26 protein-coding genes are annotated in these 26071 nt (G+C 44.7%); 4 read left to right on the top strand and 22 right to left on the bottom strand.

Going from position 1 to position 26071, the window contains the following annotated elements; all coding sequences use genetic code 11:
- Positions 1 to 185: 185 nt before the first annotated feature.
- Entirely contained in the window at positions 186 to 1328 is a 1143-nt protein-coding gene (gene mltG / locus CVN76_RS16140; protein ID WP_100532128.1) for an endolytic transglycosylase MltG, read from the bottom strand.
- A gap of 295 nt (positions 1329 to 1623) precedes the next feature.
- Between mltG and CVN76_RS16135 the strand changes: the two genes are divergently transcribed.
- Positions 1624 to 1809 (top strand): hypothetical protein, encoded by a 186-nt coding sequence (locus CVN76_RS16135; RefSeq protein WP_100532127.1) that lies wholly within the window; start codon positions 1624 to 1626, stop codon positions 1807 to 1809.
- A 389-nt stretch (positions 1810 to 2198) separates the two neighbouring features.
- Here CVN76_RS16135 and CVN76_RS16130 read toward each other — a convergent pair whose 3' ends face one another.
- From CVN76_RS16130 to cymR, 14 genes are all read right to left on the bottom strand, one after another.
- Positions 2199 to 2492, bottom strand: a complete 294-nt coding sequence (locus tag CVN76_RS16130) for a DUF1292 domain-containing protein (protein WP_061143654.1) — start codon at positions 2490 to 2492, stop codon at positions 2199 to 2201.
- 11 nt (positions 2493 to 2503) lie between these two features.
- Positions 2504 to 2929: a Holliday junction resolvase RuvX gene (gene ruvX / locus CVN76_RS16125; protein WP_064463555.1), complete on the bottom strand. Its 426-nt coding sequence runs from the start codon at positions 2927 to 2929 to the stop codon at positions 2504 to 2506.
- The gene (locus CVN76_RS16120) at positions 2929 to 3198 is read right to left on the bottom strand and encodes an IreB family regulatory phosphoprotein (protein WP_057911835.1); all 270 of its coding nucleotides are present in this window, start codon (positions 3196 to 3198) and stop codon (positions 2929 to 2931) included. Before CVN76_RS16120 ends, ruvX begins: the two co-directional genes overlap by 1 nt.
- Positions 3199 to 3264: 66 nt before the next feature.
- Positions 3265 to 5901 (bottom strand): alanine--tRNA ligase, encoded by a 2637-nt coding sequence (gene alaS / locus CVN76_RS16115; RefSeq protein ID WP_100532126.1) that lies wholly within the window; start codon positions 5899 to 5901, stop codon positions 3265 to 3267.
- Positions 5902 to 6213: 312 nt separating this feature from the next.
- Positions 6214 to 7290: an AI-2E family transporter gene (locus tag CVN76_RS16110; protein ID WP_100532125.1), complete on the bottom strand. Its 1077-nt coding sequence runs from the start codon at positions 7288 to 7290 to the stop codon at positions 6214 to 6216.
- 229 nt (positions 7291 to 7519) lie between these two features.
- Positions 7520 to 7735 (bottom strand): hypothetical protein, encoded by a 216-nt coding sequence (locus CVN76_RS16105; RefSeq protein ID WP_061143657.1) that lies wholly within the window; start codon positions 7733 to 7735, stop codon positions 7520 to 7522.
- Complete coding sequence (locus CVN76_RS16100; RefSeq protein WP_157805681.1) at positions 7725 to 8183, bottom strand: PRC-barrel domain-containing protein; 459 nt, start codon at positions 8181 to 8183, stop codon at positions 7725 to 7727. The genes CVN76_RS16105 and CVN76_RS16100 overlap by 11 nt, the downstream gene beginning before the upstream one ends.
- A gap of 162 nt (positions 8184 to 8345) precedes the next feature.
- Positions 8346 to 9122: a TPM domain-containing protein gene (locus tag CVN76_RS16095; protein ID WP_100532123.1), complete on the bottom strand. Its 777-nt coding sequence runs from the start codon at positions 9120 to 9122 to the stop codon at positions 8346 to 8348.
- Positions 9122 to 9712, bottom strand: coding sequence for a LemA family protein (locus CVN76_RS16090; protein ID WP_100532122.1), 591 nt, complete (start codon positions 9710 to 9712; stop codon positions 9122 to 9124). The genes CVN76_RS16095 and CVN76_RS16090 overlap by 1 nt, the downstream gene beginning before the upstream one ends.
- A 79-nt stretch (positions 9713 to 9791) precedes the next feature.
- Entirely contained in the window at positions 9792 to 12200 is a 2409-nt protein-coding gene (gene recD2 / locus CVN76_RS16085) for an SF1B family DNA helicase RecD2 (RefSeq protein ID WP_100532121.1), read from the bottom strand.
- A 37-nt stretch (positions 12201 to 12237) separates the two neighbouring features.
- Positions 12238 to 12903: a tetratricopeptide repeat protein gene (locus tag CVN76_RS16080; protein WP_100532149.1), complete on the bottom strand. Its 666-nt coding sequence runs from the start codon at positions 12901 to 12903 to the stop codon at positions 12238 to 12240.
- A gap of 124 nt (positions 12904 to 13027) precedes the next feature.
- Positions 13028 to 14143 (bottom strand): tRNA 2-thiouridine(34) synthase MnmA, encoded by a 1116-nt coding sequence (mnmA, locus tag CVN76_RS16075; protein ID WP_100532120.1) that lies wholly within the window; start codon positions 14141 to 14143, stop codon positions 13028 to 13030.
- A gap of 30 nt (positions 14144 to 14173) precedes the next feature.
- Positions 14174 to 15319: a cysteine desulfurase family protein gene (locus tag CVN76_RS16070; RefSeq protein WP_100532119.1), complete on the bottom strand. Its 1146-nt coding sequence runs from the start codon at positions 15317 to 15319 to the stop codon at positions 14174 to 14176.
- Positions 15320 to 15379: 60 nt separating this feature from the next.
- On the bottom strand, positions 15380 to 15799 hold the full coding sequence (cymR, locus tag CVN76_RS16065) for a cysteine metabolism transcriptional regulator CymR (RefSeq protein WP_100532118.1): 420 nt from the start codon (positions 15797 to 15799) through the stop codon (positions 15380 to 15382).
- 338 nt (positions 15800 to 16137) lie between these two features.
- Between cymR and CVN76_RS16060 the strand changes: the two genes are divergently transcribed.
- Entirely contained in the window at positions 16138 to 17106 is a 969-nt protein-coding gene (locus tag CVN76_RS16060) for a nuclease-related domain-containing protein (RefSeq protein ID WP_100532117.1), read from the top strand.
- A gap of 492 nt (positions 17107 to 17598) precedes the next feature.
- A complete protein-coding gene (locus CVN76_RS16055; protein WP_198512583.1) occupies positions 17599 to 18864 on the top strand; it encodes a replication-associated recombination protein A in 1266 nt (421 codons plus the stop codon).
- Positions 18865 to 18877: 13 nt separating this feature from the next.
- On the opposite strand, the gene CVN76_RS16050 is transcribed toward CVN76_RS16055, so the two are convergent.
- The 4 genes from CVN76_RS16050 to CVN76_RS31070 form a co-directional block, all read right to left on the bottom strand.
- Positions 18878 to 19060, bottom strand: coding sequence for a hypothetical protein (locus CVN76_RS16050; RefSeq protein ID WP_100532115.1), 183 nt, complete (start codon positions 19058 to 19060; stop codon positions 18878 to 18880).
- Positions 19061 to 19391: 331 nt separating this feature from the next.
- A complete protein-coding gene (locus tag CVN76_RS31465) occupies positions 19392 to 20429 on the bottom strand; it encodes a hypothetical protein (RefSeq protein ID WP_198512582.1) in 1038 nt (345 codons plus the stop codon).
- 319 nt (positions 20430 to 20748) lie between these two features.
- Positions 20749 to 22047 carry a hypothetical protein gene (locus CVN76_RS16040; protein WP_100532114.1) on the bottom strand — a complete coding sequence of 433 codons (1299 nt, stop codon included), beginning with the start codon at positions 22045 to 22047 and terminating at the stop codon, positions 20749 to 20751.
- A 151-nt stretch (positions 22048 to 22198) separates the two neighbouring features.
- On the bottom strand, positions 22199 to 22339 hold the full coding sequence (locus CVN76_RS31070) for a hypothetical protein (protein ID WP_157805680.1): 141 nt from the start codon (positions 22337 to 22339) through the stop codon (positions 22199 to 22201).
- A 159-nt stretch (positions 22340 to 22498) separates the two neighbouring features.
- Between CVN76_RS31070 and tagU the strand changes: the two genes are divergently transcribed.
- On the top strand, positions 22499 to 23428 hold the full coding sequence (tagU, locus tag CVN76_RS16035; RefSeq protein WP_100532113.1) for a polyisoprenyl-teichoic acid--peptidoglycan teichoic acid transferase TagU: 930 nt from the start codon (positions 22499 to 22501) through the stop codon (positions 23426 to 23428).
- A 571-nt stretch (positions 23429 to 23999) separates the two neighbouring features.
- Here tagU and CVN76_RS16030 read toward each other — a convergent pair.
- The 3 genes from CVN76_RS16030 to wecB form a co-directional block, all read right to left on the bottom strand.
- Positions 24000 to 24485 (bottom strand): VanZ family protein, encoded by a 486-nt coding sequence (locus tag CVN76_RS16030; RefSeq protein ID WP_100532112.1) that lies wholly within the window; start codon positions 24483 to 24485, stop codon positions 24000 to 24002.
- Positions 24482 to 24613, bottom strand: a complete 132-nt coding sequence (locus CVN76_RS32120) for a hypothetical protein (RefSeq protein ID WP_269800043.1) — start codon at positions 24611 to 24613, stop codon at positions 24482 to 24484. The genes CVN76_RS16030 and CVN76_RS32120 overlap by 4 nt, the downstream gene beginning before the upstream one ends.
- Before the next feature lie 288 nt (positions 24614 to 24901).
- Positions 24902 to 26044, bottom strand: a complete 1143-nt coding sequence (wecB, locus tag CVN76_RS16025; protein WP_100532111.1) for a non-hydrolyzing UDP-N-acetylglucosamine 2-epimerase — start codon at positions 26042 to 26044, stop codon at positions 24902 to 24904.
- Positions 26045 to 26071 lie beyond the last annotated feature (27 nt).

Raw genomic sequence — 26071 nt, 5'->3', positions numbered from 1 at the left:
TGCAAGTTATCACCATGGGCTGAAGCAAATATGCTTGATGAGCTGCATTTCCTTATCTTTCAAAATAAAACCCGGCATTCGCCGAGTCACTGATCACCGCTAAAACGGATCCGAAAATTCACTTGTACTATTCTATCATAAAAACAAGGGGAAGGTAATATCTCTCCCCCTTCGTTGCTGTGCTTTTATTTATTGGAAATATGCTCTGCCTTTTTAAGATTATGGTCCTCCAGGTTTTTGGAGTATAGGACTTCTCCTTCCGGTGTGGCCAAGAAGTATAGGAAATCCGTTTTTTCTGGTTTCAATGCCGCTTCGATCGATGTCGTTCCAGCATTGGCAATCGGTCCTGGCGGCAGCCCCTTATTCTTATACGTATTATATGGGGACTTCACATCCAGGTCTTTATAATACACCCGGCTTTTATGGGACCCCTTTGCATACAGCACGGTAGGATCCGTTTGAAGCGGCATATCCTCCTTGATACGGTTGTAGAAGACGGAGGCAATTTTTCCCCGATCGACTTGCGCCGTCGCTTCTTCTTCCACAAGCGAAGCGAAGGTCAGCATCTGGTGCACGGAATAATCATCTTTTTCCATCTGCGGTTTATATGCCTGAAGCGTTTCATCGGTTTTTTTCAGCATCTCGACGACGATCGATTCCAAGTTTGGTTTTTCCTCATAGAAATCATAGGTTGCCGGGAAAAGATACCCTTCGAGCGGATATAAAACCTTTTCATTTTCGATTTCCGAAGTCAATAGCTCCGGGAATTGTTCCTGCATGGACTTAACGAATTTCTTATCATTCAATTCCTTAAAGACTTTTTTTGGTTCTTGTCCCGTCTTTACGGCAATGATATCGGCAATTTGGACGAGCTGCTTCCCTTCAGGGATCGTAATCTTCAATGCCGCTTCTTTCATCAGTTTCCCGGTTTTGATGCTTGTGACGATATCTTCAATCGGCATGGAAGGTGATAATTTATACTCACCTGCCTGGAATCCGGATTCATTGCGGAATTTAATATAGTATTTGAATACGCGTGCGTCCTTGATGATTCCCTGCTCTTCAAGCAATGTAGAAATTCCGTTCACGGAAGAACCGATCGGGATTTTCACTTTCTTGATGGTATCATCGTCAGGGTCGACGGGTTTCATGGCCGAATTAATATATAAGAAGCCCACGAGACCAACAATCCCGATTAGTAAAATAAGCGAAGCTATCGTAATCATGATGATCTTACGAACAAGCCTGGCTTCTCCTTGCCGTTCCAACAATTTCATTTGAATATGTTCCTTTTTAGATAAATTATGATCTTTTTCATCCATTTTCATTCCCCCTGCAAACTCACACCAACTACAGAATGGCTTCTAGATGATGCTTTCTCTAATTAGACTTTGCTTCGAACATTATACTAAAACCAACAAAAAATTACATGTTTTTTGTGAAACTACCTTCATAATTCATCTATTTATGGCAAAATCGCACTAGTTTTGTCAATCCCGGGAGTTTTTAACCAGGAAAATAGTGATATGATTCCAGCTCCATTTGAATGAGGGTTATACGAATTTCCACTTTTATGGTAGACATATCATCCCCGAAACGGAATAATCTTAGATAGGATCATATTTGAATGAAAGGGAAGGCGGTGTAAAGGAATTGGATAATTCTTATTTTGTCGGGTGGGGGACGTTGGCACTCATAAATGCAGGACTCGCTCAAGGTAAAAATAGAACGGCGTTGAATTGGTTCTTGCTCTCTTTATTTTTAGGTCCTTTAGCGACTTTTATCCTTTTGTTCGCTGAGAAAAGATAAAGCTTCATTGGTACATAAATGAAAAAGCATTAAAACCAATATGATTGTGTTGCCGATTTGGCGAGTCGAGCACCAAACTCGCGGGTCAAGTGCATAACCTCCCAGAAAACAGCTGCCTATTTGCCTATGTAGCATCCGATAAGGTTACTTTATATACTGGCATGAAAGCTGTGAAAACGCGAAGTCATGATACTATCACCCATTTTATCAAGGAAAAGCTCTTGCCAGGGGCTCAGCGCCAAGACCTGGAGGGGAAATCAACCACACCAGAAAACCGCAAAAAAAGATGCCGCCTGTAACATACAGGCAGCATCTCCTTCAGGTCCTGGTTTTATTTAAAGGTCCTTTACAAAGGATACATTAAAAACCAGGTCAGTTTTTTCGTTTGTTTATTCTTCTTCTTCGGCTTCTTCCTGGTCAAGGAATGTATTTAACATTTCTTCGACTAGATCCCACTCTTCTTCGGTTTCGATCGGAGTAAGCTCACCATCTTTATTATCTTCGCTCGGTACGAATGAAGAAGCGTGGATTTCAATCTCTTCCTCTTCATCTTCTGCAGACATCGGATAGTAAAGGACATAAGATTTGTTGAATTTATCTGAATCGAATGTGAAAAGGATTTCGCAAAGCTGCTCGTTTCCGTTTTCATCTACTACTGTAATGTTGTTTTCACCGTGTTCCATTTGCATTCACCTCATATTGAATTTGTTTGTCTGTCCAAGAAACCTTGCAGGATCATGACAGCAGCCATTTTATCAATGACTTTCTTACGTTTGCTTCGGCTCACGTCCGCCTCAAGAAGGACACGTTCAGCCGCCATAGTTGTCAACCGTTCATCCCAGAGAAACACCGGCAGCTTGAATTTTTTTTCTAATCGCTTAGCGAAATCTTGGCTGATCTCGCCTCGCGGTCCTACAGTCCCGTTCATATTTTTAGGTAAACCGAGGACGATTTTAGAAACTTCATGCTCTTTTATAATTTCATTGAGACGTTTAAAGCCGAAGTCATTTCCAGCTTCGTTAATTTTGATCGTTTCCAAACCTTGTGCAGTCCAGCCCATCGCGTCGCTTACGGCGACGCCGATGGTTTTTGAACCTAAGTCAAGCCCCATTGTGCGCATTAGTATTCCTCTCGATGTTTCTTAAGATACGACTTGACCAATTCTTCGATGATTTCGTCGCGTTCAAGCTTACGGATGATGTTTCGGGCATCCATATGGCGCGGGATGTAAGCCGGGTCACCAGATAATAGATAACCGACGATTTGGTTGATCGGATTATACCCTTTTTCCTGAAGTGCAACATAAACTTGAGACAATACTTCTTGTACATCTCTTTCGAATGGTTCTTCGGGAAAATTAAATTTCATCGTTTTATCAAACGAACTCATTGACATGCACCTCTCCTCAGCGTCCAAAATCCACTATTACCTACATTGTACAACACTTTTCATGGATTATGAAATCGTTAAGACCCATTCTTCAACAAAATTAAGTGCTGCATCCAATTTTTCCGGGTCTTTTCCGCCGGCTTGGGCCATATCCGGACGTCCGCCGCCGCCGCCGCCGCAGCGGGAAGCCACTTCTTTAATCAATTTGCCTGCATGGAAACCGCGATCGATATAATCTTTCGTGACACCTGCAATCAAATTGACTTTATCACCTTGGGCCGATCCCAATACGATAATGACAGAATCAAGCTTTTGTTTCAAATCATCCGCCATGGCCCGCAGGTTATTCATGTCCGTAGCTTGAACCTTGGCCACCAATACTTGTACCCCATTGATTTCTTTCACGTTAGAAACGAGGCTTCCTGCTTCAATATTGCTTAATTTAGCAGTCAAGCTTTCATTTTCACGTTGAAGGTCCTTCACCTCAGCCAAGACCGTTTCAATTCTTGAAGGGACATCCTTCAAATTCGTTTTCAATTTAGCTGATGCCTCTTTCAAGATGCCGATTTGATCAGTCATCAATTGGTATGCTCCGGCACCCGTCACCGCTTCGATCCGGCGCGTGCCTGCACCGATTCCGCTTTCGGAAACGATTTTGAACAGCCCGATCACCGCGGTATTCGGGACATGTACGCCCCCGCATAGCTCAAGGCTATAATCGCCGATTTGAACGACACGGACAATCTTGCCGTATTTTTCGCCAAACAAAGCCATCGCGCCCATCGCTTTTGCTTCTTCAATATTTTTGTAGTCGGTATTCACTTGCAGGCTTTGCCAAATCTTTTCATTTACAATCGTTTCGATGTGCTCTATTTCTTCGGCGGTTATCTGTCCGAAATGAGAGAAGTCGAAGCGAAGGCGCTCAGCTTGTACGAGTGAACCAGCCTGATTGACATGTGTACCGAGAACGTCTTTTAACGCCTGATGCAACAGATGTGTCGCTGTATGGTTTTTAGTGATATGGATGCGGTTTTCTTGATTGACCGCAGCTACGATATCGGAATCTGTCAGTAAAGTGCCGGCAATGACCGTTACCCGGTGCAGGTTTTGACCATTTGGCGCCTTTTGAACATCATGGACTTCCACTTTCACGGATTCACTTGCCATCGTGCCTTTATCCGCTATTTGTCCGCCGCTTTCCGCGTAGAAAGGAGTTTTGTCCAGAATCACCTGCACTTCCTCACCTTCCTGTGCCTCAGTTACAAGTTCGCCATTTTTTATGATGGCCGCAACCTTGGCATCGACCGCAACTTGATCATAACCGACAAATTCACTTTCGACCTTAATATCTCCCAACACTCCGCCTTGGATTTGCATCGAATCCACATCTTGGCGTGCTGACCGTGCACGTTCACGCTGGGCATCCATTTCTTTTTCGAATCCAGCTTGATCGACCGTCATGCCCTCTTCCTCGGCATATTCTTCCGTTAACTCGATTGGGAAGCCGTATGTGTCATATAGACGGAAAGCATCACTGCCAGGAATGGTCGAGTTCCCCTTTTCCTTTTCCTTTTTAATGACCTCGGAAAGGATGGCCAATCCATCATGAAGGGTTTCATGGAAGCGTTCCTCTTCATTCTTGATTACTTTTGCAATGAAATCCTTATTATTGAGGACCTCAGGGTAGAAGTCTTTCATGATTTCACCAACGACAGTCACCAGCTCGAACATGAATGGACGATTGATGTTGATTTGCTTCGCATATCGAACCGCCCTGCGGAGCAAGCGGCGCAATACATATCCACGGCCTTCGTTGGATGGAAGAGCTCCGTCACCAACTGCGAATGCCACCGTACGGATATGATCGGCGATGACCTTGAAGGCAACATCCTTTTCTGTGTCTACACCATATTTCACATCGGCGATTTCTTCGACAGCGCGGATGATTGGCATGAATAGATCGGTATCATAGTTCGTGGCCACATCTTGAACGACGGAAGCCATACGCTCGAGACCCATGCCCGTATCGATGTTTTTCTTCGGAAGCGGTGTATAAGAACCGTCCGGATTATGGTTGAATTGAGAAAACACAAGATTCCAGACTTCTAGATGACGCTCGTTTTCCCCGCCAGGATATAATTCCGGATCATTCGGATCATCCCCGTATGCAGGTCCGCGATCATAGAAAATTTCTGTGTTGGGACCGCTTGGACCTTCTCCGATATCCCAGAAGTTTTCTTCTAGGCGAATGATCCTTTCAGCAGGAACACCGATTTTTTTATTCCAAAGTTCAAATGCTTCATCATCTTCAGGATGGATGGTCACGGCTAATTTATCTTTGTCGAACCCAATCCATTTTTCATCAGTCAAAAACTCCCATGCCCATGTGATGGCTTCTTCTTTGAAGTATTCGCCAATCGAGAAGTTGCCCAGCATTTCGAAAAACGTATGGTGACGTGCCGTCTTCCCTACGTTTTCAATATCGTTTGTACGAATCGCCTTTTGTGCATTCGTGATCCGCGGATTTTCGGGAATCACCCGTCCATCGAAATATTTCTTTAACGTCGCCACCCCGGAGTTGATCCAAAGCAATGATGGATCTTCATGAGGAACCAAAGACGCACTCGGTTCAATGTTATGGCCTTTTTCACTAAAAAAATCTAAATACATTTGGCGGATTTGAGCACCAGTTAAATACTTCATATATATATCCTCCTTTAATAATGATTATGTAATTTTTGAGCACACAAAAAACCCCCATCCCAAAAACAGGGACGAGAGTCAACTCGCGGTACCACCCTGATTACGGACGCAGAAAAATCCTATGCCCATCACCTTCATAAAAGCCTTAACGCGGCATGACGGCAGGTATTAGCTGCTCTCGGGACTAGCTTTCTGCCGCTCTTCACCTGGCAATCCCTCTCAGCCTAGGGGACCCCTCTCTTCTTGGTGGACTTCAGCATACTTCATCCTTCAACGAATTATCTTATGTAATGGATTATATTCACAAGACTTTTATTTGTCAATAAGCGGCGGCTTCTTTCTAAAGTGAACGCGCGCATGCAATACAAAAACTTTCAGCACGGCCAGAATCGGAATGGACAGGACCATCCCCGTGATGCCGCCGATTTCGCCACCGGCCAATAATGCCAGCATGATGAAGAGCGGATGCATATGCAGGCTTTTGCCGACAATTAGCGGGGAAAGGACATTTCCCTCAAGAAATTGAAGGACGAGTACGATGACCGCAATGATCACCACCATTTTCACCGATATCGTCGCAGCGATGATCACGGCGGGAATGGCGCCAATGATCGGGCCGAAGTACGGTATGACGTTCGTTATCCCGATGATTGCGCCCAATAGCAGCGGATAATCCATTCCGACGATCCAAAAAAGCAGCGAGGATAACAAGCCGATCACGGCACAGACGATGATTTGCCCACGAATGTAACTGCCAAGCGATGCATCGACATCACGGACGAAGGCCCGCCCCTGCTTGCGCCATTTTTTCGGGGTCATATACCAGGCCATTTTTTTCAAGGCGGTGAAATCCTTCAGGATATAAAAGGCGACGAATGGAATCAAGGCAATCAAGACGATGAAGTCAATCATTTTCACGGCATACCCCATCGCTTTTTCAGGCATGCGCTTCAACCAGCCCTCGAATAGGAGGATGCCTTCTTCCACTCTTTCATGAATTCCGAACGGCCAGGCTGCGGTTTGATGATTGAGCTTGTCTATCCGGCTCCGGTATTGTTCGACCAATTCCGGCACGCTTTCCGAAAGCTCCCGTACCTGACTGACAATCACTGGTATTCCTTTATACACGGCAAAGCCGATTCCCCCGAAAAATACTATATAGATGATCGTAATCGAAAGCCAGCGACGCATCCCTTTCTCATTTAAATATTCGACTACCGGATGCAGCAAGTAACTGATGAACGCACCGATCAAAAAAGGAATCAGGACTGTCACGCATACAGCGACAACCGGTCCCCACAATGGTTGAAGTTTCATGAAAATATAAATGACGAAGAATAAGAGCAATAAAAACCCGAGGCGATAAAACCATTTTACACGAATACTCACTTTCAAACACCTCCCGCTCGTTTATTCTTCGAAAGGCAGCCGGTTTTCATACATAAAAAAGAGTGTCCTGTGAAAAGGACACCAAAGCCACACGTTATAATATTGACTTTAATCTTTTACGGATTTTCTTCATGCTCCGTTTGAGCCTCTTTGAATTCAACATGTCCGAACCAAAGTTCATAACACTATTGCGTGAACGTTTAGCCATTTCAAACACCTCTTCCGATAATCACATACTGAAGCGGCGGTCATTTTCTTCAAACAAATCGTCCAATGAGCTTAAACTTCCATCTTCCTCGACCTGGTGCGTATTAATGATCCCTTCGGATAAGGTCATTTCAATAAAACAATTCCAACAATAATATTGGTTTACGCCAATTTTACCTACATCTTTACTGCGGCAATTCGGGCATTTAATTTCCAAAATGGACACCTCACTGTTCATTAACTGAAACAATGATGGTATCCTTCCCAAACGTAGGCGGCTGTTTTGATTGGATCACTGTCGACTCCGAGAAAAACCCATCCGTTGTTTCATACGCTATAATCGTGCCCATTTGTTCCTTAAAATATACATCCTGCAGTAAACCAAGCTCCTCACCCATTTCCGAAAAAAGCATCCGCCCCAATAGTTCGTCCTTCGTCAGGCAAATGGAATCCGCAGGCATTTTCCTCGTGGTTGAATCGTTGAGCTTGATGACGATCCCGTCTTGTCCATAAGATGATATATCGGCCAATTGCAAGTGGAAGGCCCTCTTGAACAATGCTTGCTGATGAATGACCAAGCCGGTTACCTGACCCGATTCTGAAATCGTTAAATCATGGACGGTGCCGATACGTTCTCCTCTAATCGTGAAAACCGGCATCCCTTTCAATAAAGAAAACGTCCGCAAGGTCATCCCGCCTTTCCGAACATTTTTATTATTTCTTTCATCATGAAAATAATGTGCTGAAAGGTTTTCCATTGTCGATTCGCTACACATTCCATTGATGCCAAGGCATAAAAAAAAGCACCCCAAATTGTTAGGGGTGCAGCTAGGCACGGTCAATTCATTTTACCAACCTCTGCTGGAGCCTCCGCCACCGGAACTCCCACCGCCTCCTCCGCGTGGGCCGCCGCCTCGGCCTCCTCCGCCACCGCCGCCGCGGCTGATGAATATCAAGAGGATATTAAGGAGCGTCTGAAGGAAAAATCCTTTGAAAAATTTGGCATCGAGGATGAAAACGATGATGATGACGATGATAAAGAGAACTATCTGTAAACCGGATGGCTGAAAGGTATCTGGCTCTGGCTCCGGCTGGACGGAAAGGTCTTGATGAAACTCTTCGCCCAATTTATATTCTTCCGTGACATCGTTATAGACGGCCTTATACGTTTCAGTCAGTGCAGCATCATAATTCCCTTTTTTTAGCTCTGGAATGGCAACATTGTCCAAAATCTGTCCCGTTCTTATATCGGTAATGGCCCCTTCCAGACCGTACCCCACTTCGATGCGGATTTTCTGTTCTTCCTTGGCAAGCACGATGAGAACTCCGTTGTTCAGCTCGGCATCACCAAGCTTGAATGATCTAAATGCCTCGACCGAGTACGCCTCGATCTCGGACCCTTCCATCGAATCCACGGTCAATACGGAAATCTGTGCTTTCGTAGCGTCATCCAAGCGCTTTCCAAGTTCGATCAGTTCCGATTTTTCCTGATCATCTAGCACTCCGGCAAAATCCTGGACATAGATATCCCCAACTGGTTCCGGGATGTTCGGTTGTGCTGCGACTACGTTTGCAAATTGTAACGTAAAAATGAAGAATAGCGCAAACACAGCGAGTCTTTTCATTATTTATCGCTCCCGAAATCAACCTTTGGCGTTTCTTTTTCTTGATCGGTCACTTCAAAATACGGCTTTGTCTCGAACCCGAACGCTCCCGCCATCAAATTCTTCGGAAAGCGTTTGATCGTCTTATTATAAGTGGTGACTTCATCATTATAATCTTTACGGGCCACCGTCAGACGATTCTCCGTCCCCTCCAGGCTGTCCATGAGTCCCTTGAAGTTCTCATTGGCCTTTAAATCCGGATAATTCTCGACGACAACTAAAAGGCGGCTTAAAGCACCGCTCAGCTCTTGATCGGCTTGGATCGCACCTTCAGTGGAATTGGCACCTGCCAGCTTGGAGCGAGCATCACTCACCGCTTTAATGGCTTCCGTTTCGTGCTTCGCATATCCCTTTACCGTTTCGACGAGGTTCGGAATCAAATCCGCTCTCCGCTTCAATTGATTATCCACCTGTGACCATTTATTGTCGACATCTTCATTGGCACTGACAAGCCCGTTATATGAGGCTGCCCCATATATCACTAGCAAAACGACAACGACTATCCCTATTATCCATCCTTTTTTCAATCTGGTCCCCCCCTGCTCTTTCATATACAAGTTATATTTTATAGTCATTCCACCAAAACTATGATTATAAAACAGAATTCAGCAATTTGATGAACAAAACATGTTACATAAAATCATAAGGAGTAACATTCTCCATCCCGATCATCGGGTCGGCATGCATGAGGATATCAAGATAGCTTGCCTCCTGCTCACGCACCATTCCCTTTTCAACCGGAGCATCCTCTTCGCTCAAAACCTCGCGCAGCTTTTCACGCAGCGTCGTTTTCCGGCGCATTTCATCATTCCGTTCGATCCCGAGGCGGAATGCGTCTTCTTCCCCGCAAAGAATCAGGAAATTCTTGCTGCGGGTGATCGCGGTATATAATAAATTGCGTCGGAGCATCCGATAATAGCTTTTCACCACTGGCAAAATGACGATGGGAAACTCACTTCCCTGCGACTTATGGATGGAGCAGCAATACGCATGTGTAATCTGGTTCAGATCCTGCTTCGTGTAGGTCACTTCGATCCCCTCGAACGATATGATGACTTTATCGACATGATCGGTATTTTCCTTAGCGAACAATATCGATACGATTTCTCCCATATCGCCGTTAAAGACCCCTTCCTCAGGCTGGTTCACCAGCTGCAGCACCTTATCTCCCGTCCTGTAAATCACATCGCCAAATTTGATTTCCCGCCGCTTTTCATCGCTATTGCCATTGAACACTTCCTGAAGCATTTTATTCAAGGCATCGATGCCGGCAGGTCCTCTGTACATGGGTGCCAACACCTGTATATCCTTGGCCGTGAAGCCCTTCGTCCGGGCATTTGCGACCACCTTCTCGATAACCTGGGCGATTTGGCCGGTCTGGCAGCGAATGAACGAGCGATCTTCTTGCTGCTTCGTCACATCATCTGGCAGCCTTCCCTTTTTGATATCATGGGCCAATTCAATGATCGAAGAGCCATCCGCTTGACGATAAATATGCTCAAGACTGACAGTCGGTACACAATTCGATGCAAGCAAGTCCTTCAGAACCTGTCCAGGACCGACTGATGGCAGTTGATCTTCATCGCCAACCAATATCACCTGGACATTTTCCGGCAGGGCTTTGAATAATTGATGGGCGAGCCACGTATCCACCATGGATACCTCATCAATGATCACGATCCGCCCGTCCAGCTGATTATCCTCATCATGCGAAAAGCCTTCACTCCCATTCCACCCCAGCAAACGGTGAATCGTGACGGCGGGAAGACCGGTCGATTCAGCCATACGTTTCGCCGCACGCCCGGTGGGAGCCGCAAGGACGAATGGGAATGGATCGCTTCCTTCTTTTTTATAATCATTCAAGTCCATTGATACCCCATGCAGCTCGGCATAAAGCTCGACGATTCCCTTGATGACCGTCGTCTTACCGGTACCCGGCCCCCCTGTCAAGATTAACATGGGTGATTGCAGGGCTGTCTGAATCGCTTCCTTTTGGGCTGAAGCATAGGAAACACCAAGCCGCTCCTCCAGCTCGCCAAGTGCAAGCAAAAATTCCGATTCCGGAAATTGGTCTTCATACTCGGTTTGGTCGAGAAGCCGCTTGATGTTCATCACGATTCCCTTTTCGGAATAAAATAAGGATGGAGGATAAATCCGTTGATCTTCGACAACGATTTTTCCTTCTTCGGTCAATTCGATTATTTCCGAGGAAATGTTCGTGAACTCGATCCGATCCCGCTTATTTTCCTCCAACAGCTTTTTTACCGCTTCCAATAGCTGCTCGGCTTCTATGTAGATATTTCCGTCCTGGAGGCACTGGGATTCCAGCGTATACAAGCAAGCAGCCTTGATTCGATCGGGGTGGCTGCCGGAAATGCCGAGCTGATGCCCAAGCTCATCCGCCCGACCAAAACCAATCCCTTCAATATCCTCCACAAGCTTATACGGATTGCCCTGGACCATGGAAATCGTATCCTGCTTATACATTTGATAAATCTTCATCGAGAGCTGCGGACCGAAGCCATATTGATTCAAAGCAATCATCACCTGCTCCAGGCCTTGATGCTCAACTAACGTATCATAGAGGCCTTTCGCTTTTTCACCAGATAGCTTCGGAATATCATCAAGTAACGATGGCTGAGCCAGAATCTTGGAAATTGCCTTATCCCCTAGCGTATCAACAATGCTTTCGGCTGTTTTTTTCCCAATCCCTTTAAACAGGTCACCGGACAAATAACTGACGATGCCTTCCTTGGACTGAGGCAAATCCTTGCGAAAATGCTCAACATGAAATTGAAGGCCAAAACGCGGATGTTCCTTCAAGGTCCCATAAAAAATATAAATTTCATCCTCATGCATCCTTGGAAAATAACCGGTTACGACAGCTTCTTTCTCTTCATAACTCAGATTCGTTTCATGCACGCGAATTCTTACAACCGAGTACATATTTTCTTCATTATGAAAGATCGTCACCAAATGGCTACCCTTCATGAACATTTTCTCTTCTGCAAACAAATCCAACGAATCTTGCTGGCTCAACGCTACTCCCCTCCTTTTCCATGCATATGCCTTCTATTTACTCGGCATTCATTTCTTCCATCAGTTTTTTACCGTGCCCTGCCAGCATATGGTCAGGCTGTGCTTCCAGCGCCTTATCAAAGTAAGCGATGGCCGCCTCTGCATCTTCCTTATATCCGGCAAACGCGACACCCAAATTATAATACGCATCGGCATGGCCTGGATCCTGTTCCACTATTATATTCAGCTGATTGATCAATTCATCATACAGTTCAGCATTTGCAAGGCATAGCGCATATTGGAATCTCGCATCAACATCCTCAGGGCTCAGCTCCACCGTTCTCTGTAAATAAGGCATCGCCAATTTAGGCTGTTCCAATGCCATCAAAGTCAATCCAAGCATGAAGTATGCATCACTGTTATCCAATCCCAATCGAATTGCTTTCTCAAACATGTCCTTCGCCTCAACTAATTTAGAATCGGATTCATAATATAAGTTTCCTAATGAATAATATGCTGCAGCTGCGTTTTCATCCAGCTCTATCGCCTTTTTGTAGAACTTGACCGCTTTATCCGTTTCACCCACTGCAGTCAGTACATTTCCAAAGTTTATGTAGGCAACAGGCTCATTCGGATTTTCCTCGATGGCCTCATTGAAGACCTTCGCCGCTTCCTCGTATTTTCCTTGTTGCATAAATTCGATGCCTTGTTGATTTTTATCCATATTCATTCACACTCCATTTTCATAATAAAAAGTATAGCATAAGCCAGCGGTCGATTTCAGGCGGGCCGCCCCCGCAATCCAAAAGAAGTCCCCAACCGCAAACACAGCTGGGGACATGCTTATTTTACCCTACGTAAGTCAGTTTTTCACCTTTTTTAAATACCTCATCTATCGTACCGCCGCCAAGGCATACTTCACCATCATAAAATACGACCGCTTGTCCAGGTGTGATGGCACGGACGGGCTCGTCAAAGATGACCTCGACATCACCATTTTCCAAGACCTTCACTTTTACACCGCTATCCTCTTGACGGTACCTAAATTTTGCCGTACAGGTAAATTCCCTTGCCGGAATATGCTGTGCCACCCAGCTGACGTTCACGGCAAGAAGGGAATTGGAATACAGCACATCATTATCAAAGCCTTGGCACACATATAAAACGTTACGCTTCAAGTCTTTTCCCGCAACAAACCAAGGATCGCCGCTGCCGCCGATCCCAAGGCCGTGACGCTGACCGATCGTGTAATACATCAACCCATCATGCTTGCCCATGACCTTGCCGTCCATCGTGACCATATCACCTGGTTGGGCAGGAAGGTAATTGCCTAAAAACTCCTTGAAATTGCGTTCGCCAATGAAACATATCCCAGTCGAATCTTTTTTCGTTGCCGTTGCAAGCCCCGCTTCTTTCGCCATTTCACGGACTTCTTTTTTATCGATATGCCCAAGTGGGAACATGACTTTTTGCAATTGTTCTTGCGTAAGCTGATTCAAGAAGTACGTTTGATCTTTATTATTATCGACACCGCGAAGCATTTTGTATTCTCCGTCACGATATTCGACCTGCGCGTAATGCCCTGTGGCCACATAGTCCGCTCCAAGGCTTACCGCATGCTCAAGAAATGCCTTGAACTTGATTTCCTTATTGCACATGACATCCGGATTCGGAGTACGGCCCGCTTTATATTCATCCAAGAAATAAGTGAACACTTTGTCCCAATATTGCTTTTCGAAATTGACTGCATAATAGGGGATGCCGATTTGATTACAAACGGCAATGACGTCATTGTAGTCCTCCGTTGCCGTACAAACTCCGTTTTCATCCGTATCATCCCAATTCTTCATGAAGATCCCGACCACATCATAGCCTTGATTCTTCAACAGCAGGGCTGACACAGAGGAATCCACGCCTCCTGACATACCTACGACGACGCGGGTATCCTGTGGTGCTTTATTCATCCTGTCACCTCTTTTATTTTAAAGGAAGGATTACCTTCCCACTAATCTGTTAATGATTTTCACGGTCGTTTCGGCCGCAGACCTGACAACGTGTTCCGTGTTGTGCAAACCGAAGCTGAAGCGAATCGAATTTTTCGTCCGCTCAGAATCCTTGCCGAACATTGCGACAAGTACATGCGAGGGCTCGATGGACCCTGCCGTACAAGCGGATCCGCTCGACACCGCAACACCTGCCAAGTCCAGGTTGACGAGCATCGATTCAACATTCGTGCCGGGAAAACTTAGATTCACCACATGCGGCAGCGAATGTTCGCTAGATCCGTTAATTTCATATTGTACATCCGCCCCATCTAAGACGGCAAGCAATACGTCTTTAAAGTGCCTGTATTCCGCAGACTTACGTTCCATCGTATTTTGTGCGATCAACACGGCTTCTGAAAAACCAGCAATGGCCGGCACACTCTCCGTGCCCGCCCGGCGTTTGCGTTCTTGCTCCCCGCCATAAAGATGCGGACTCAACTTCAACCCTTCACGGATATATAGAAAGCCGATTCCCTTCGGACCGTTAATCTTATGAGCTGATACACTCAGTAAATCCACGCCCAACTCATGAACGTCAATGGACATCAAACCATATGCTTGAACCGCATCCGTATGATAAATGGCCGGATGTCCTTTAAGCAGCTGCCCAATTTCGGCAATCGGCTGGACCGACCCGACCTCATTGTTGCCAAACATGATCGAAACCAAAATCGTATCCTCGCGCAAAGCGGCCTTTAAATCGGCAACGGAAATAAGCCCCGCTTCATTCACAGGCAAATAAGTGAGTTCAAAGCCAGACTTCTCAAGATATTGGCAAGTATGCAAAACCGCATGATGCTCAATCTCCGTCGTGATGATGTGCTTTCCTTTTTCTTTATAGGCGTTCGCAACCCCAAGGATGGCCGTATTATCCGCCTCTGTTCCACCGCTCGTGAAAATGATTTCATTCCGTCCGGCACCGATGCTTTTGGCAATGCTTGAACGGGCCTCATCCAAAACATGACGCGCCTCCCGCCCGAAAGCATGAATGCTCGAAGGATTACCAAAGTCATGGCTCATGACGGTCATCATCCTATCGATTACATTTGGATGCATCGGTGAAGTCGCCGCATGATCTAAATATATTCTCTCCACTTTCTTGTCCCCTCCATTAAAAAACGCAAGCGCCTACAAAATAGGCGCATCGCTGATCACTTAAATATAGTACATATAAGAATCGATTTCACCCGTATCCTTGTAATTCGCCAAATCCATCAGCGTCGTATTATCCAATACATCCTTCGCGGCATCCCTGATGCGAATCCAAAGCTGGCGCTTCACCGGCTCTTCCTCCTCGATTCCTTCAACCGGAGTGATCGGCCCTTCCAATACGCGTATGACATCACCCGAAGTAATTTCCTGGGGATCCTTAGACAAAACATACCCGCCATAAGCACCACGCACACTCTTCACCAATCCCGCATTACGAAGCGGCGCAATCAGCTGCTCCAAGTAATGCTCGGACAAATTATGCGTCTGCGCAATCGATTTCAAACTCTTCGGACCTTCACCATAATGTTTTGCAAGCTCGATCATGATCGTTAAACCATAACGACCTTTAGTAGATATCTTCATAAAATACACCTCAAATTATTTATCCGTTTCTAAATTCTTATGAAATTATAGCATATTCCCGCCAGAAATGCATTCAACCACCTCTAATTTTACAAATTATCCTAATTGGAAAGGTCGGAAAAGAGAAAGGACCCATTATCACGACGGACGGATCATTCGCTCGTTGGGTCGAATTCTCCCTGGGGCGGACGGATTATTTGCTCGCTGGGTCGGATTTTCCCTGGGGCGGACGGATTAAAGGGAAGTTTGATTTTATGATTCATTTATTTCTCCAGATTACAGGAAACTCATTTATTAATGGAGAATACTTTACTTAAATCCTAAAAGGAGTGATTACAATGATCATTAAAGATTGCAAAATGCCTTTAAAGATCGACATGCTAGAATCCCTCATGAGGCGTTTACCTCCTGGGCATGAAAGGCAGCCAGCAATAAACGAAGACATCAAAAAAATCCGGGCAGGCTACAAAGGTGAATACAGAGTCTTCAATTTACTCAAAGCCCTTCCTCAAAAAGACTATTTACTCTTTCATGACCTCCGACTAAGCGGTTCACCCTTTCCGTTCCAAATGGACATCCTCATCCTCACACCCTTCTTCCTGTTGATCGTTGAAGTTAAAAACATCGCTGGTGAAATGTTTTTTGACAACACATTCAATCAACTTATCCGTACAAATCCAGATGGAAAAACCGAAGCTTTTGACGATCCAATATTGCAGGTGAGCATGCAGCGCAAGCACCTGTTAGACTGGTTAAAAACAAGAAATATCAATAACCTTCCAGTTGAAACCCTCGTAGTCAGTGCCAATTCTTCAACTATCATTCGGGCAGCCAATAAAGAGATTAGTGGAAAAGTAATACGCAAGGATCGTATTCTTCTGCAAATTGCGGAATTAAATAATAAGCTTACCGAAGAGATTCTTTCAAGAAGAGCTATAAAACGTTTATCGAATGTATTGCTTGATGGGCATACCGCTTTTATTCCTAAACCTTTAGAAACGTATGGAATACCAAGTTCCGCCCTTCAAACTGGTGTCTTCTGCCAAAAGTGTCACGCATATTCCATGGAGCGGCATAGAAAGTGGATTTGCCGTACATGTCTGGATACTTCCCATGATGCTCATATTTCCGCACTTATAGATTATGTATATCTCGTAAAACCTTCCATAACCAACAGCGAATTTCGAAACTTCCTCCAACTCCATTCTCCATCAAGCGCAAAAAAATTACTTACTTCAATGAAACTGAAACATTCCGGACATACCAAAGGCAGAGTTTATCTATTACATTCTCTTATAGAAGGCTAGGACGAATTAATTTTTCTGGAAGGCCGTTTTATTTCTGGCAAGGATGAATTATCACGCTGAATGGTCGATTTTTCCCTGACTAGGACGAATTATCACGCTGAATGGTCGATTTTTTCCTGCTTGGGACGAATTATCACGCTGATTGGTCGATTTATTCCTGACTGGGACGAATGAACGCGCCGATTGGTCGATTTATCCCTGACTGGGACGAATTATCACGCTGATTGGTCGATTTATCCCTGACTGGGACGAATTAGCGCACGGATTGGTCGATTTTTTCCTGCTTGGGACGAATTATCACGCTGATTGGTCGATTTTTCCCTGACTGGGACGAATTAGCGCGCAGAATAGACGATACTTTCCTGACTGGGACGAATCAACCTTCGTAATGGGAAGGTTAAATATGATTTTTACTGTCATGAACAGCATAATCAGCGCATTTCACCCATGACTTGTGATACCTTATATAAAAAGGAGAGGTGCGCAATGAATATTAAACCGCTGGCTTACAGGATGCGGCCTCGATCGATTGATGAGATCATCGGGCAGGAGCATCTGGTTGGTGAAGGGAAAATAATCGCGAGAATGGTTAAAGCCAAGCAGCTTTCCTCGATGATCCTGTATGGTCCTCCGGGAATTGGGAAGACATCGATTGCAAGCGCGATTGCCGGGAGTACGAAGTTTGCATTCCGGACGCTTAATGCCGTGACCAATAATAAGAAAGATATGGAGATTGTCGCAGCCGAGGCAAAAATGTCCGGCAAGGTGATCCTGCTGCTGGATGAGGTTCATCGACTTGATAAGGCGAAACAGGATTTCCTTTTGCCTTATCTGGAAAACGGCATGATCACCTTGATCGGTGCAACGACGAGCAACCCTTATCATGCCATCAATCCGGCAATCCGCAGCCGGTGTCAGATTTTCGAATTAAAATCGTTGGAGACCGTTGATTTAATCAAAGCCTTGGAGCGGGCACTTCATGATGAGGAGCGCGGGCTCGGTGCATATAATACGGAAGTCGGCCTTGAAGCCCTTACCCATTTCGCGACTGCTTCGAACGGAGATGTGCGAAGTGCGCTAAATGCTCTGGAGCTTGCCGTCATTTCCACCGAACCTGATGAATCCGGTACGATCAAGATAGATGTACATATTGCCGAGGAGTGCATGCAGAAAAAAAGCTTCTCACATGACAAGGATGGAGATGCTCATTATGACGTCCTGTCTGCTTTCCAAAAATCAATTCGCGGCAGTGATGCGAATGCAGCTCTACATTATTTGGGGCGCTTGGTCGAAGCCGGCGATCTTGTCAGCATTGCCCGCCGGATGGTTGTCATAGCCTACGAAGACATCGGTCTTGCCAATCCTCAGGCTGGTCCCAGGGCCCTCGCGGCAGTCGAAGCCGCAGAACGGCTCGGGTTTCCTGAAGCCCGGATTCCGCTTGCCAACTCGGTGATCGAGTTATGCCTTTCACCCAAATCGAACACGGCCATCACCGCGATCGATTCGGCTCTTTCCGACATTCGCAGCGGTCATAGCGGAGATGTACCAGATCACCTTAAGGATGCCCATTACAAAGGGGCCGCTGAGCTCGGACGCGGCATCGGTTACCTTTATCCGCATGACTACGAAAATGGTTGGGTGAAGCAGCAATACTTGCCAAACAAACTGCGCAGCAAGAAATATTACAAGCCGAAAAAGAGCGGGAAATTTGAACAAGCCCTTGCCTCCGTCTATGAAAATATCGAGAAAAAAAAATGACTCCGGATCAGTCTTAGACCCGGAGTTCTTTCGTTGGAAAGTGAAAGCCATTTACATACCTCATATCGACAAAAAACGCCTCCCCATCGGGCCCCATCATTTCGATGAGCTTACCTTTGACAGCCCTTGAAATTCCAATATGTTTCGGATGGAGCCACAAGCCTGCCACCACCATTCGAGTGGAAATCTTTTTCACCTGTATCCCCAATGTGCGATCTCAATATTTATAAGCAGGATGGTCATTACAAACCGAAACCACTTCAAAGCTCCATCGGGATGAACATCGTTTTACAAACAGGTGAATAACAGATGAGATAGTTGTTCATGATTCCCATGAAGCCACAAACCATATTTTTTTTGAGCAGTATTTCAACAAGCATCCCTTTCGCCTAGACCTTTCCTGTATGCAGGATGATGCAGTGCGAGCTCCCTTCCAGAAAATCAAACAACTAAAAAAGAGCGTGTCCAATTGCATTAAGAAGGCACAACAACTCCATTTGGTTGCTGTGCCTGTTTGGTCTTCCCTTTTACTTGGTGTTTTGATTAGCTGCTTTAATCAAATTCTCAAGCCATATTTGCTTGAATGCATTTGAGCGGACACGTCTCTGACCTCTGCCTGAGCTCTCATTGGATGAGCTGCTTGATGAGCTCTCTTCTGACGAACTGCTGGATGAACTTTCATCTGACGAGCTGCTTGATGAGCTCTCAAATACGATACTGCTTGATGAGCTCTCACATGATGAGCTGCTTGATGAGCTCTCACATGATGAGCTGCTTGATGAGCTTTCACATGAAGAGCTGCTTGATGAGCTTTCACATGAAGAACTGCTTGATGAGCTTTCACATGAAGAACTGCTTGATGAGCTTTCACATGAAGAACTGCTTGAGCTTTCACAACATGTTTCCACTATCCTAACCGATAAAGCGATGAATTGGATATGTTCCGTTGTCACATAAAATAATTCTTCATTATGCACAACAACGATGTACGCTTCAGCCACTTCAATCAGGATTCCCTCTACCCTCTCAGGGCCGCCTGCACTTACGGATACCCAGTTGTGGATCAATCTTGAAAGAATGCCATTAAGTGAATCGATACCGTCATATAGGTCTTGAGATGGGATCTCACGGCACGCAAATTCCACGACCGTTACACTTTTGATATGGGAAATCGGGAATAAAACCAACCCTTCTTTCTCCGTGGATAGAACCAAGAATTCTTCTTTCACATCGACAACCCGGCCAACTTTTGAAGTCGGACCGCCGCCATTCACTTGAATGCAGCTATCCCTTAATGTTTCCAGTGCCCCTAAAAAAGTTCCCGGATATACAATTTCTCCATTATTGATCGGACATAAATCAAGCGCCTTCTTCGCATTTTCGACGACGATCTTCAAATGCTCGATGGCGTAATATACGAATTGATTCTCTTCCGTATGAAGAACGATGTAATCACTCCGGACTTCTACAAGCCTGCCTTCTCTAGATTCAGGGCCGCCTTTATATACCCTCACAAATTTTCCCTCTAAAGCTTCAAGGTACGGTAAACTAACAGTCTCTGCCATTTTTCCTTTAGCCTCCAATAGTTATTTATACTTTAGTGATATCCGTACTGCATATATATGCGCCTTGTTTCTATTACGGACTCTTCCAATCACCCATTTTGCAGTAAATCGTCGAACGCCCAGAAATATCATATGAAGCATCACTTTTTCCAGTCTATTCATCATTCTAAAAAGCGCCCTTCTTTTTACGGAAAAACTCCGGGATTTTTCACCCGGAGTCCTTTGTATTGATATAAGCGCCATTGCACGCCCTTGATTTATTTTTTAAGTCCAAACTATGAAAATCTCAAGGTTTCATCCATCATCTGCAGTCATTGAATCATTTTTCCTTACCGAACGTTATTGTCACACGGGCGCTTTCCCTTTGCCGATGCTTGGTCACCGTCGCAGACAACTTGCCTGCTTTTTTCCCAAGCTGCTTAATCGACACATTCGCCAGTTTCCCTTTGGAGGTGGTCTTAGCCAAAACGGCTCCATTGACGCTGTAAATCTTGATGACATCCCCTTTAGTCAGGCTGCCCACTTTAACGAGGTCGGCTTTTCCTTTACCATTCGTTACCTTCACCTGGCTTTTTTTCAAGGTAGGCGAGATTTCACCTTGATAGGATCGAGCGACAAGATCGCTTTCCCTCAATGGCGGCTGTGTGGCCGAAACGTAGATATTCCCCGATTTCTTCCCAAGCTGCTTCACCTTTACCTTCAATGACGCTTCCGTTGCTGTCGCCTTCACTAACACTTTCCCTCTGCTCTTCGCGTCATACACTTTGATGATGGTTCCCTTTTTCAGACCGCTCAGCTTAATAACATCCGTCTTTCCCGCTTCATTGGACACTCCGATCTGGGCTGACCTTAATGAAGGCGAGGTATCCGAAATCGCGAACGCGTATGGAACATCGATGGTTTCTTCAGCGTTGTCCATGATTAAGTAATAGCTGCCTTTTTTCAAGTTAGAGGTGACGGCCTGCTTTTCGCTCGTATATATCTCACCCACCTTCTTACCTGATCGATCCTGAATCACACCGTGCCAATTCGTCCCAGCTCTTTGTTTAACTGACACTACCACATTGCCACTTTGCGGAACGGTGAACTTGAATGCATCATGATCATCGGAAGTACTGATTACCCCTTTGTATGTCTCATTCAGGTGAATGCCATTGGCTTCGGCTACCGTATCATTCGCCTCTTTTTCAAAATGGTGATCCTTCCTGTACTTTACCGAAAATTGAAACGGAACCCTGGAAGCCCCGCCATTATCACCAATCGTGATATAATACGTCCCTTTTGGAAGCCCGACTTGCACCTCCTCGAAGTCTGAACTGCCATTTCGACTGCTCGTATACATGTATGTATAGTTGAACCCTTTACCGTTTTGGATGATACCTTCCCATGAAGCCTTGGCATGACGCTTGATCGATAACGTCACAACTCCAGCCTCCGGCAATGCAGCCTTATAAACCTTCTTGTCCTTGCTGCTGGCTAATGCTCCTTTGTTGATTGCATGTACTTTAATATTTGTGCCTGCATTCAAGGTAGAGCCTTGCACTTCAGCAACGACGCCCCATGTCAGGAGAAGAATGAACACCCCAAATCCAATTACACCTTTTCTCAGCTCTCTCATTCGCACACCTTACCCCTTCATTTTAAAAAAAGATAGTATAATATCACTAGTTATATATTCCTATACGCCGTTCACCTCATCAAGCTTTTTTTGTTTCATCATGAAAAAACCCCGAATAAACACTTTGAATCCGATCAATTGCCTGTCTAAATCAATATAAGAAAGCAGCATTTACAATCAGCAAACTGCGGTGCATGAAAATCAATATACCGACCTGCCAATTTAGAAGAAACATTGGAAACAGCGTCGATATTCCCGCCAACCACTCCTTTTGGACTAAACCTTTAAACAATTTCACATACCACCTTCTTCACTACTGTTCTATTTATCTCGCACACCACAACACCAAAAATTGGAAAAGCTATGATAAAATAGTAAATTATACTATTATTTTCGCGAAAAATTAAATATAATAGAGAATGTGGCAACAAAAAGAGGAAGGAAGTAATCTATGAGACACGAAAAAAAGAAGAAAAAGAAACGGACTTGGCTGAAGGTAGTCGGGATAATTGTCCTACTTTTCATATTAGCAGGAGGCGCTTTTGCCTACTCCGTCTGGAATGCCCTAAATAAAACCGTTGATTCAATGCATACGCCCATAGACCGCAATACGGACAAACGAACGAAGGACCTTGCCCTATCCGATCGGGAGCCTTTCTCGATGCTCATGCTTGGGGTCGACGAACGTGATGGCGACAAAGGCCGCTCGGATACGATGATCGTTTTGACCGTCAATCCACAGAAAAAATCCGTTAAAATGCTAAGCATCCCCCGTGATACACGGACCGAGATCGTCGGCCATGGCACACAGGATAAGATCAATCACGCCTTTGCATTCGGCGGCGCAAAAATGTCGATGGATACCGTCGAGAACTTCCTCGACATCCCGATCGACTATTATATGAAGATCAATATGGAAGGCTTCAAGGATATCGTTGATGCCGTCGGCGGCGTAACGGTACAAAACGATTTGGACTTCACATACGAGGGCGTCCATTTCGCGAAGGGAAGCATCAACCTTAATGGAGAAGATGCCCTTAAATATTCACGAATGAGATATGACGATCCGAATGGCGACTATGGCCGTCAATCGAGACAACGTGCCATCATCGAAGCCGTCATTAAAGAAGGCGCAAGCGTCTCATCTTTGACAAAATATGATGATGTCTTCGATGCCCTAAGCAAAAACATCCAGACGAATCTGACGTTCGATGACATGATGGATATCCAGAAGCACTACCGGGACGCAAGCAAAAGCATTACCCAATCAACCATTCCTGGCGATGGAAAGAAAATCGACGGAATCTACTATAATATCGTGTCGGATGAAGAAAAAGAAATGGTCCGATCCGAATTAAAAGAACAATTGGACATCAAATAAGCAAAAAGAAAGAGCTGCCGGAACCCGCATTCTGACAGCTTTTTCTTTTTGCCTGTCCAATATTCTGACAAAAAATGGACGTCAATTGTAGAGATTTGTTGGAATTTTTGTTGTTTATTAGACGGTAAAAGACGGTATAATCTAGTATGAGCCAATAAAAAACCAACTTCCCCCTGCCCCTTTCACCAAACGACTCTATTAATCTCTGGACCCGGAACCCATCAACCGCCATTCATCGCCTATGATAAATGATCCTAAACAAAAGGAGTGTAATCGTATGAAAATCAAAGCAGGCAGCTGGGCTATGCTAAGCAAACAGGACAAAATGTTCATTCTGAAAGCCATCAGTGATCGCTCGAGAATGAAATATGTCTCATGAGGAATGAATCCCCTTCCTTCCCCATAGGCATCCCCTCTCTTTTTTCAATGTACATGCTCTGATGCCCGAAAAAGGAGAGGAATCCCATTCAAACCGCAAACGCCATTCGCCATTTTCAGCTACATGACAAAAAAAGAAGCATGTTGTTGGACATGCTCCTTCCCTATATGTATCGGTATCAGACATATTTCTTCACGTTCGACGCTCTCTCCAACGGTTAAACATTAGAAAGCAAAAAATGCCCAGCAAACCGCCAAACGTATCAAGCACCACATCCTGCAGCAAAGGAGTCCGCCCGCCCGTAAGCATTTGATGCAGCTCATCGGCACCCGCATAAAGCAACACACAAACCAAAGCCCCTGCAAACGCCAGAACAGCATTCTTTACAAAACTGCGCCAAACACCCAACGTCAACAACCCAAACACGAAAAAGATAAAAAGATGGGCCCCCTTCCGAATGAAAAACTCCAGAAACCCATTAACCCCCGCCGTATGGGCACTCACCTCAACCCCGCCATACATGAATGAAATGCCCTCCAACCGATCATACCAATACGGCGTATTGAACTGCGCCAAAAAAGGCGTAATGCTCTGCTCCTCATACGTCTGCGACGAAAAAAAGAAAATCAACATCGCCCAAAGCACGAACAGGATGGGGAATATGTACTTTTGGATCATAAACGATCAGACTCCTCGATGATGCCGCTTAATTTTTCCTTAAGCTCCTCCACCAGCTCATTCAGGGTAATATCCTCTCCAGACTCCCCTTTTGCAAACGTATCCCTTAAGATCTCAAAAAACTCCATATCAAACTCCCACTCCAATATAATCGAGCCGCCTTCTCCTACTGTTTCCCTATCCCTATTTTTGAAATATAAGGAATATAGCTCATTTATTTGATAATTACATATATGCTGGGGATTAGCAAGTGGAAGTGCTTTAATAAGTGTGCGCAACTTACTATTTTATGGCATCGGAATTCTATTAAAAGAAGAATGAAGACATTTTCTTTATTTACTTGTTCCAAAAAAGGATTAAGATAATAATAACTTCTTTTTAGGGTCCTATAATTATCAAAGGTACCTCTCTTAAAATCATTTGAATTCCGATGGAGCCTTATCAATTTTACCGAAACGATATAAAATATCCTGAACGATTCGATATGATGCTTTGCCATCTCCATAGGGGTTTGCTGATTTAGCCATATCATTATACTTATCTTTATTATTCAATAACTCATGTGCAGCCTGAAATATAATATCTTCATCAGTACCAACTAACTTTAATGTTCCTGCTTCTACTCCTTCCGGTCTTTCTGTTGTATCTCTAAGAACCAGCACAGGAACACCCAATGATGGAGCTTCTTCTTGAACTCCCCCCGAGTCAGTCAAGATAAGGTATGAACGTGAAGCAAAGTTATGGAAGTCTATTACACCCAACGGCTCAATTAGATGAATTCTTTTATGATTACCTAATACTTCTTTGGCCATTTCCCTGACAGCAGGATTACGATGTACAGGATAGACTACTTGCACATTACTGTTTTCTTCTAAAAGACGTTTAATAGCCTTAAACATATTTCTCATAGGTTCTCCAAGATTTTCTCGTCTATGAGCAGTCAACAAAATCATTTTATCTAAGCCAATTTCTTCTATAAGTTCATGCTTATATGAATCTGATACAGTCGTTTTTAAAGCATCGATAGCCGTATTACCTGTTACAATAATTGTCTCTTGTTTTTTATTTTCTTGTATTAGATTTTCTTTTGATTGAACTGTTGGAGAAAAATGCAAATCGGCTATGACTCCAGTTAATTGCCTATTTACTTCCTCTGGGAAGGGTGAGTACTTATTCCACGTCCTTAAACCAGCTTCAACATGCCCGACTGGTATTTGGTTATAAAAAGCTGCAAGACTTGCAACAAAAGTGGTTGAAGTATCTCCGTGAACCAGAACCAAGTCTGGTTGCACTTCTTTCATAATTTTTTCTAAGCCGGATAACGCATTTATCGTAACTCCTGTCAAAGATTGACGTTCTTTCATGATATTCAAGTCATAATCTGGAGTTATATTAAATACTTCTAACACCTGATCTAACATCTCTCTGTGCTGAGCTGTAACAGTAACGATGGATTCAATCGTATCGGAATGTTTCTTTAATTCCAATACTAGAGGAGCCATTTTAATGGCTTCAGGCCTAGTCCCGAAAATCGTCATTATTTTAATTTTACTTTCCATGCTTATCTCCTTCATTTAGTAATTCTC

Source organism: Bacillus sp. mrc49, from assembly GCF_002803435.1.
The sequence above is the reverse complement of the archived record's forward strand: the minus strand, read 5'-3'. Positions and strand labels throughout refer to the sequence as shown.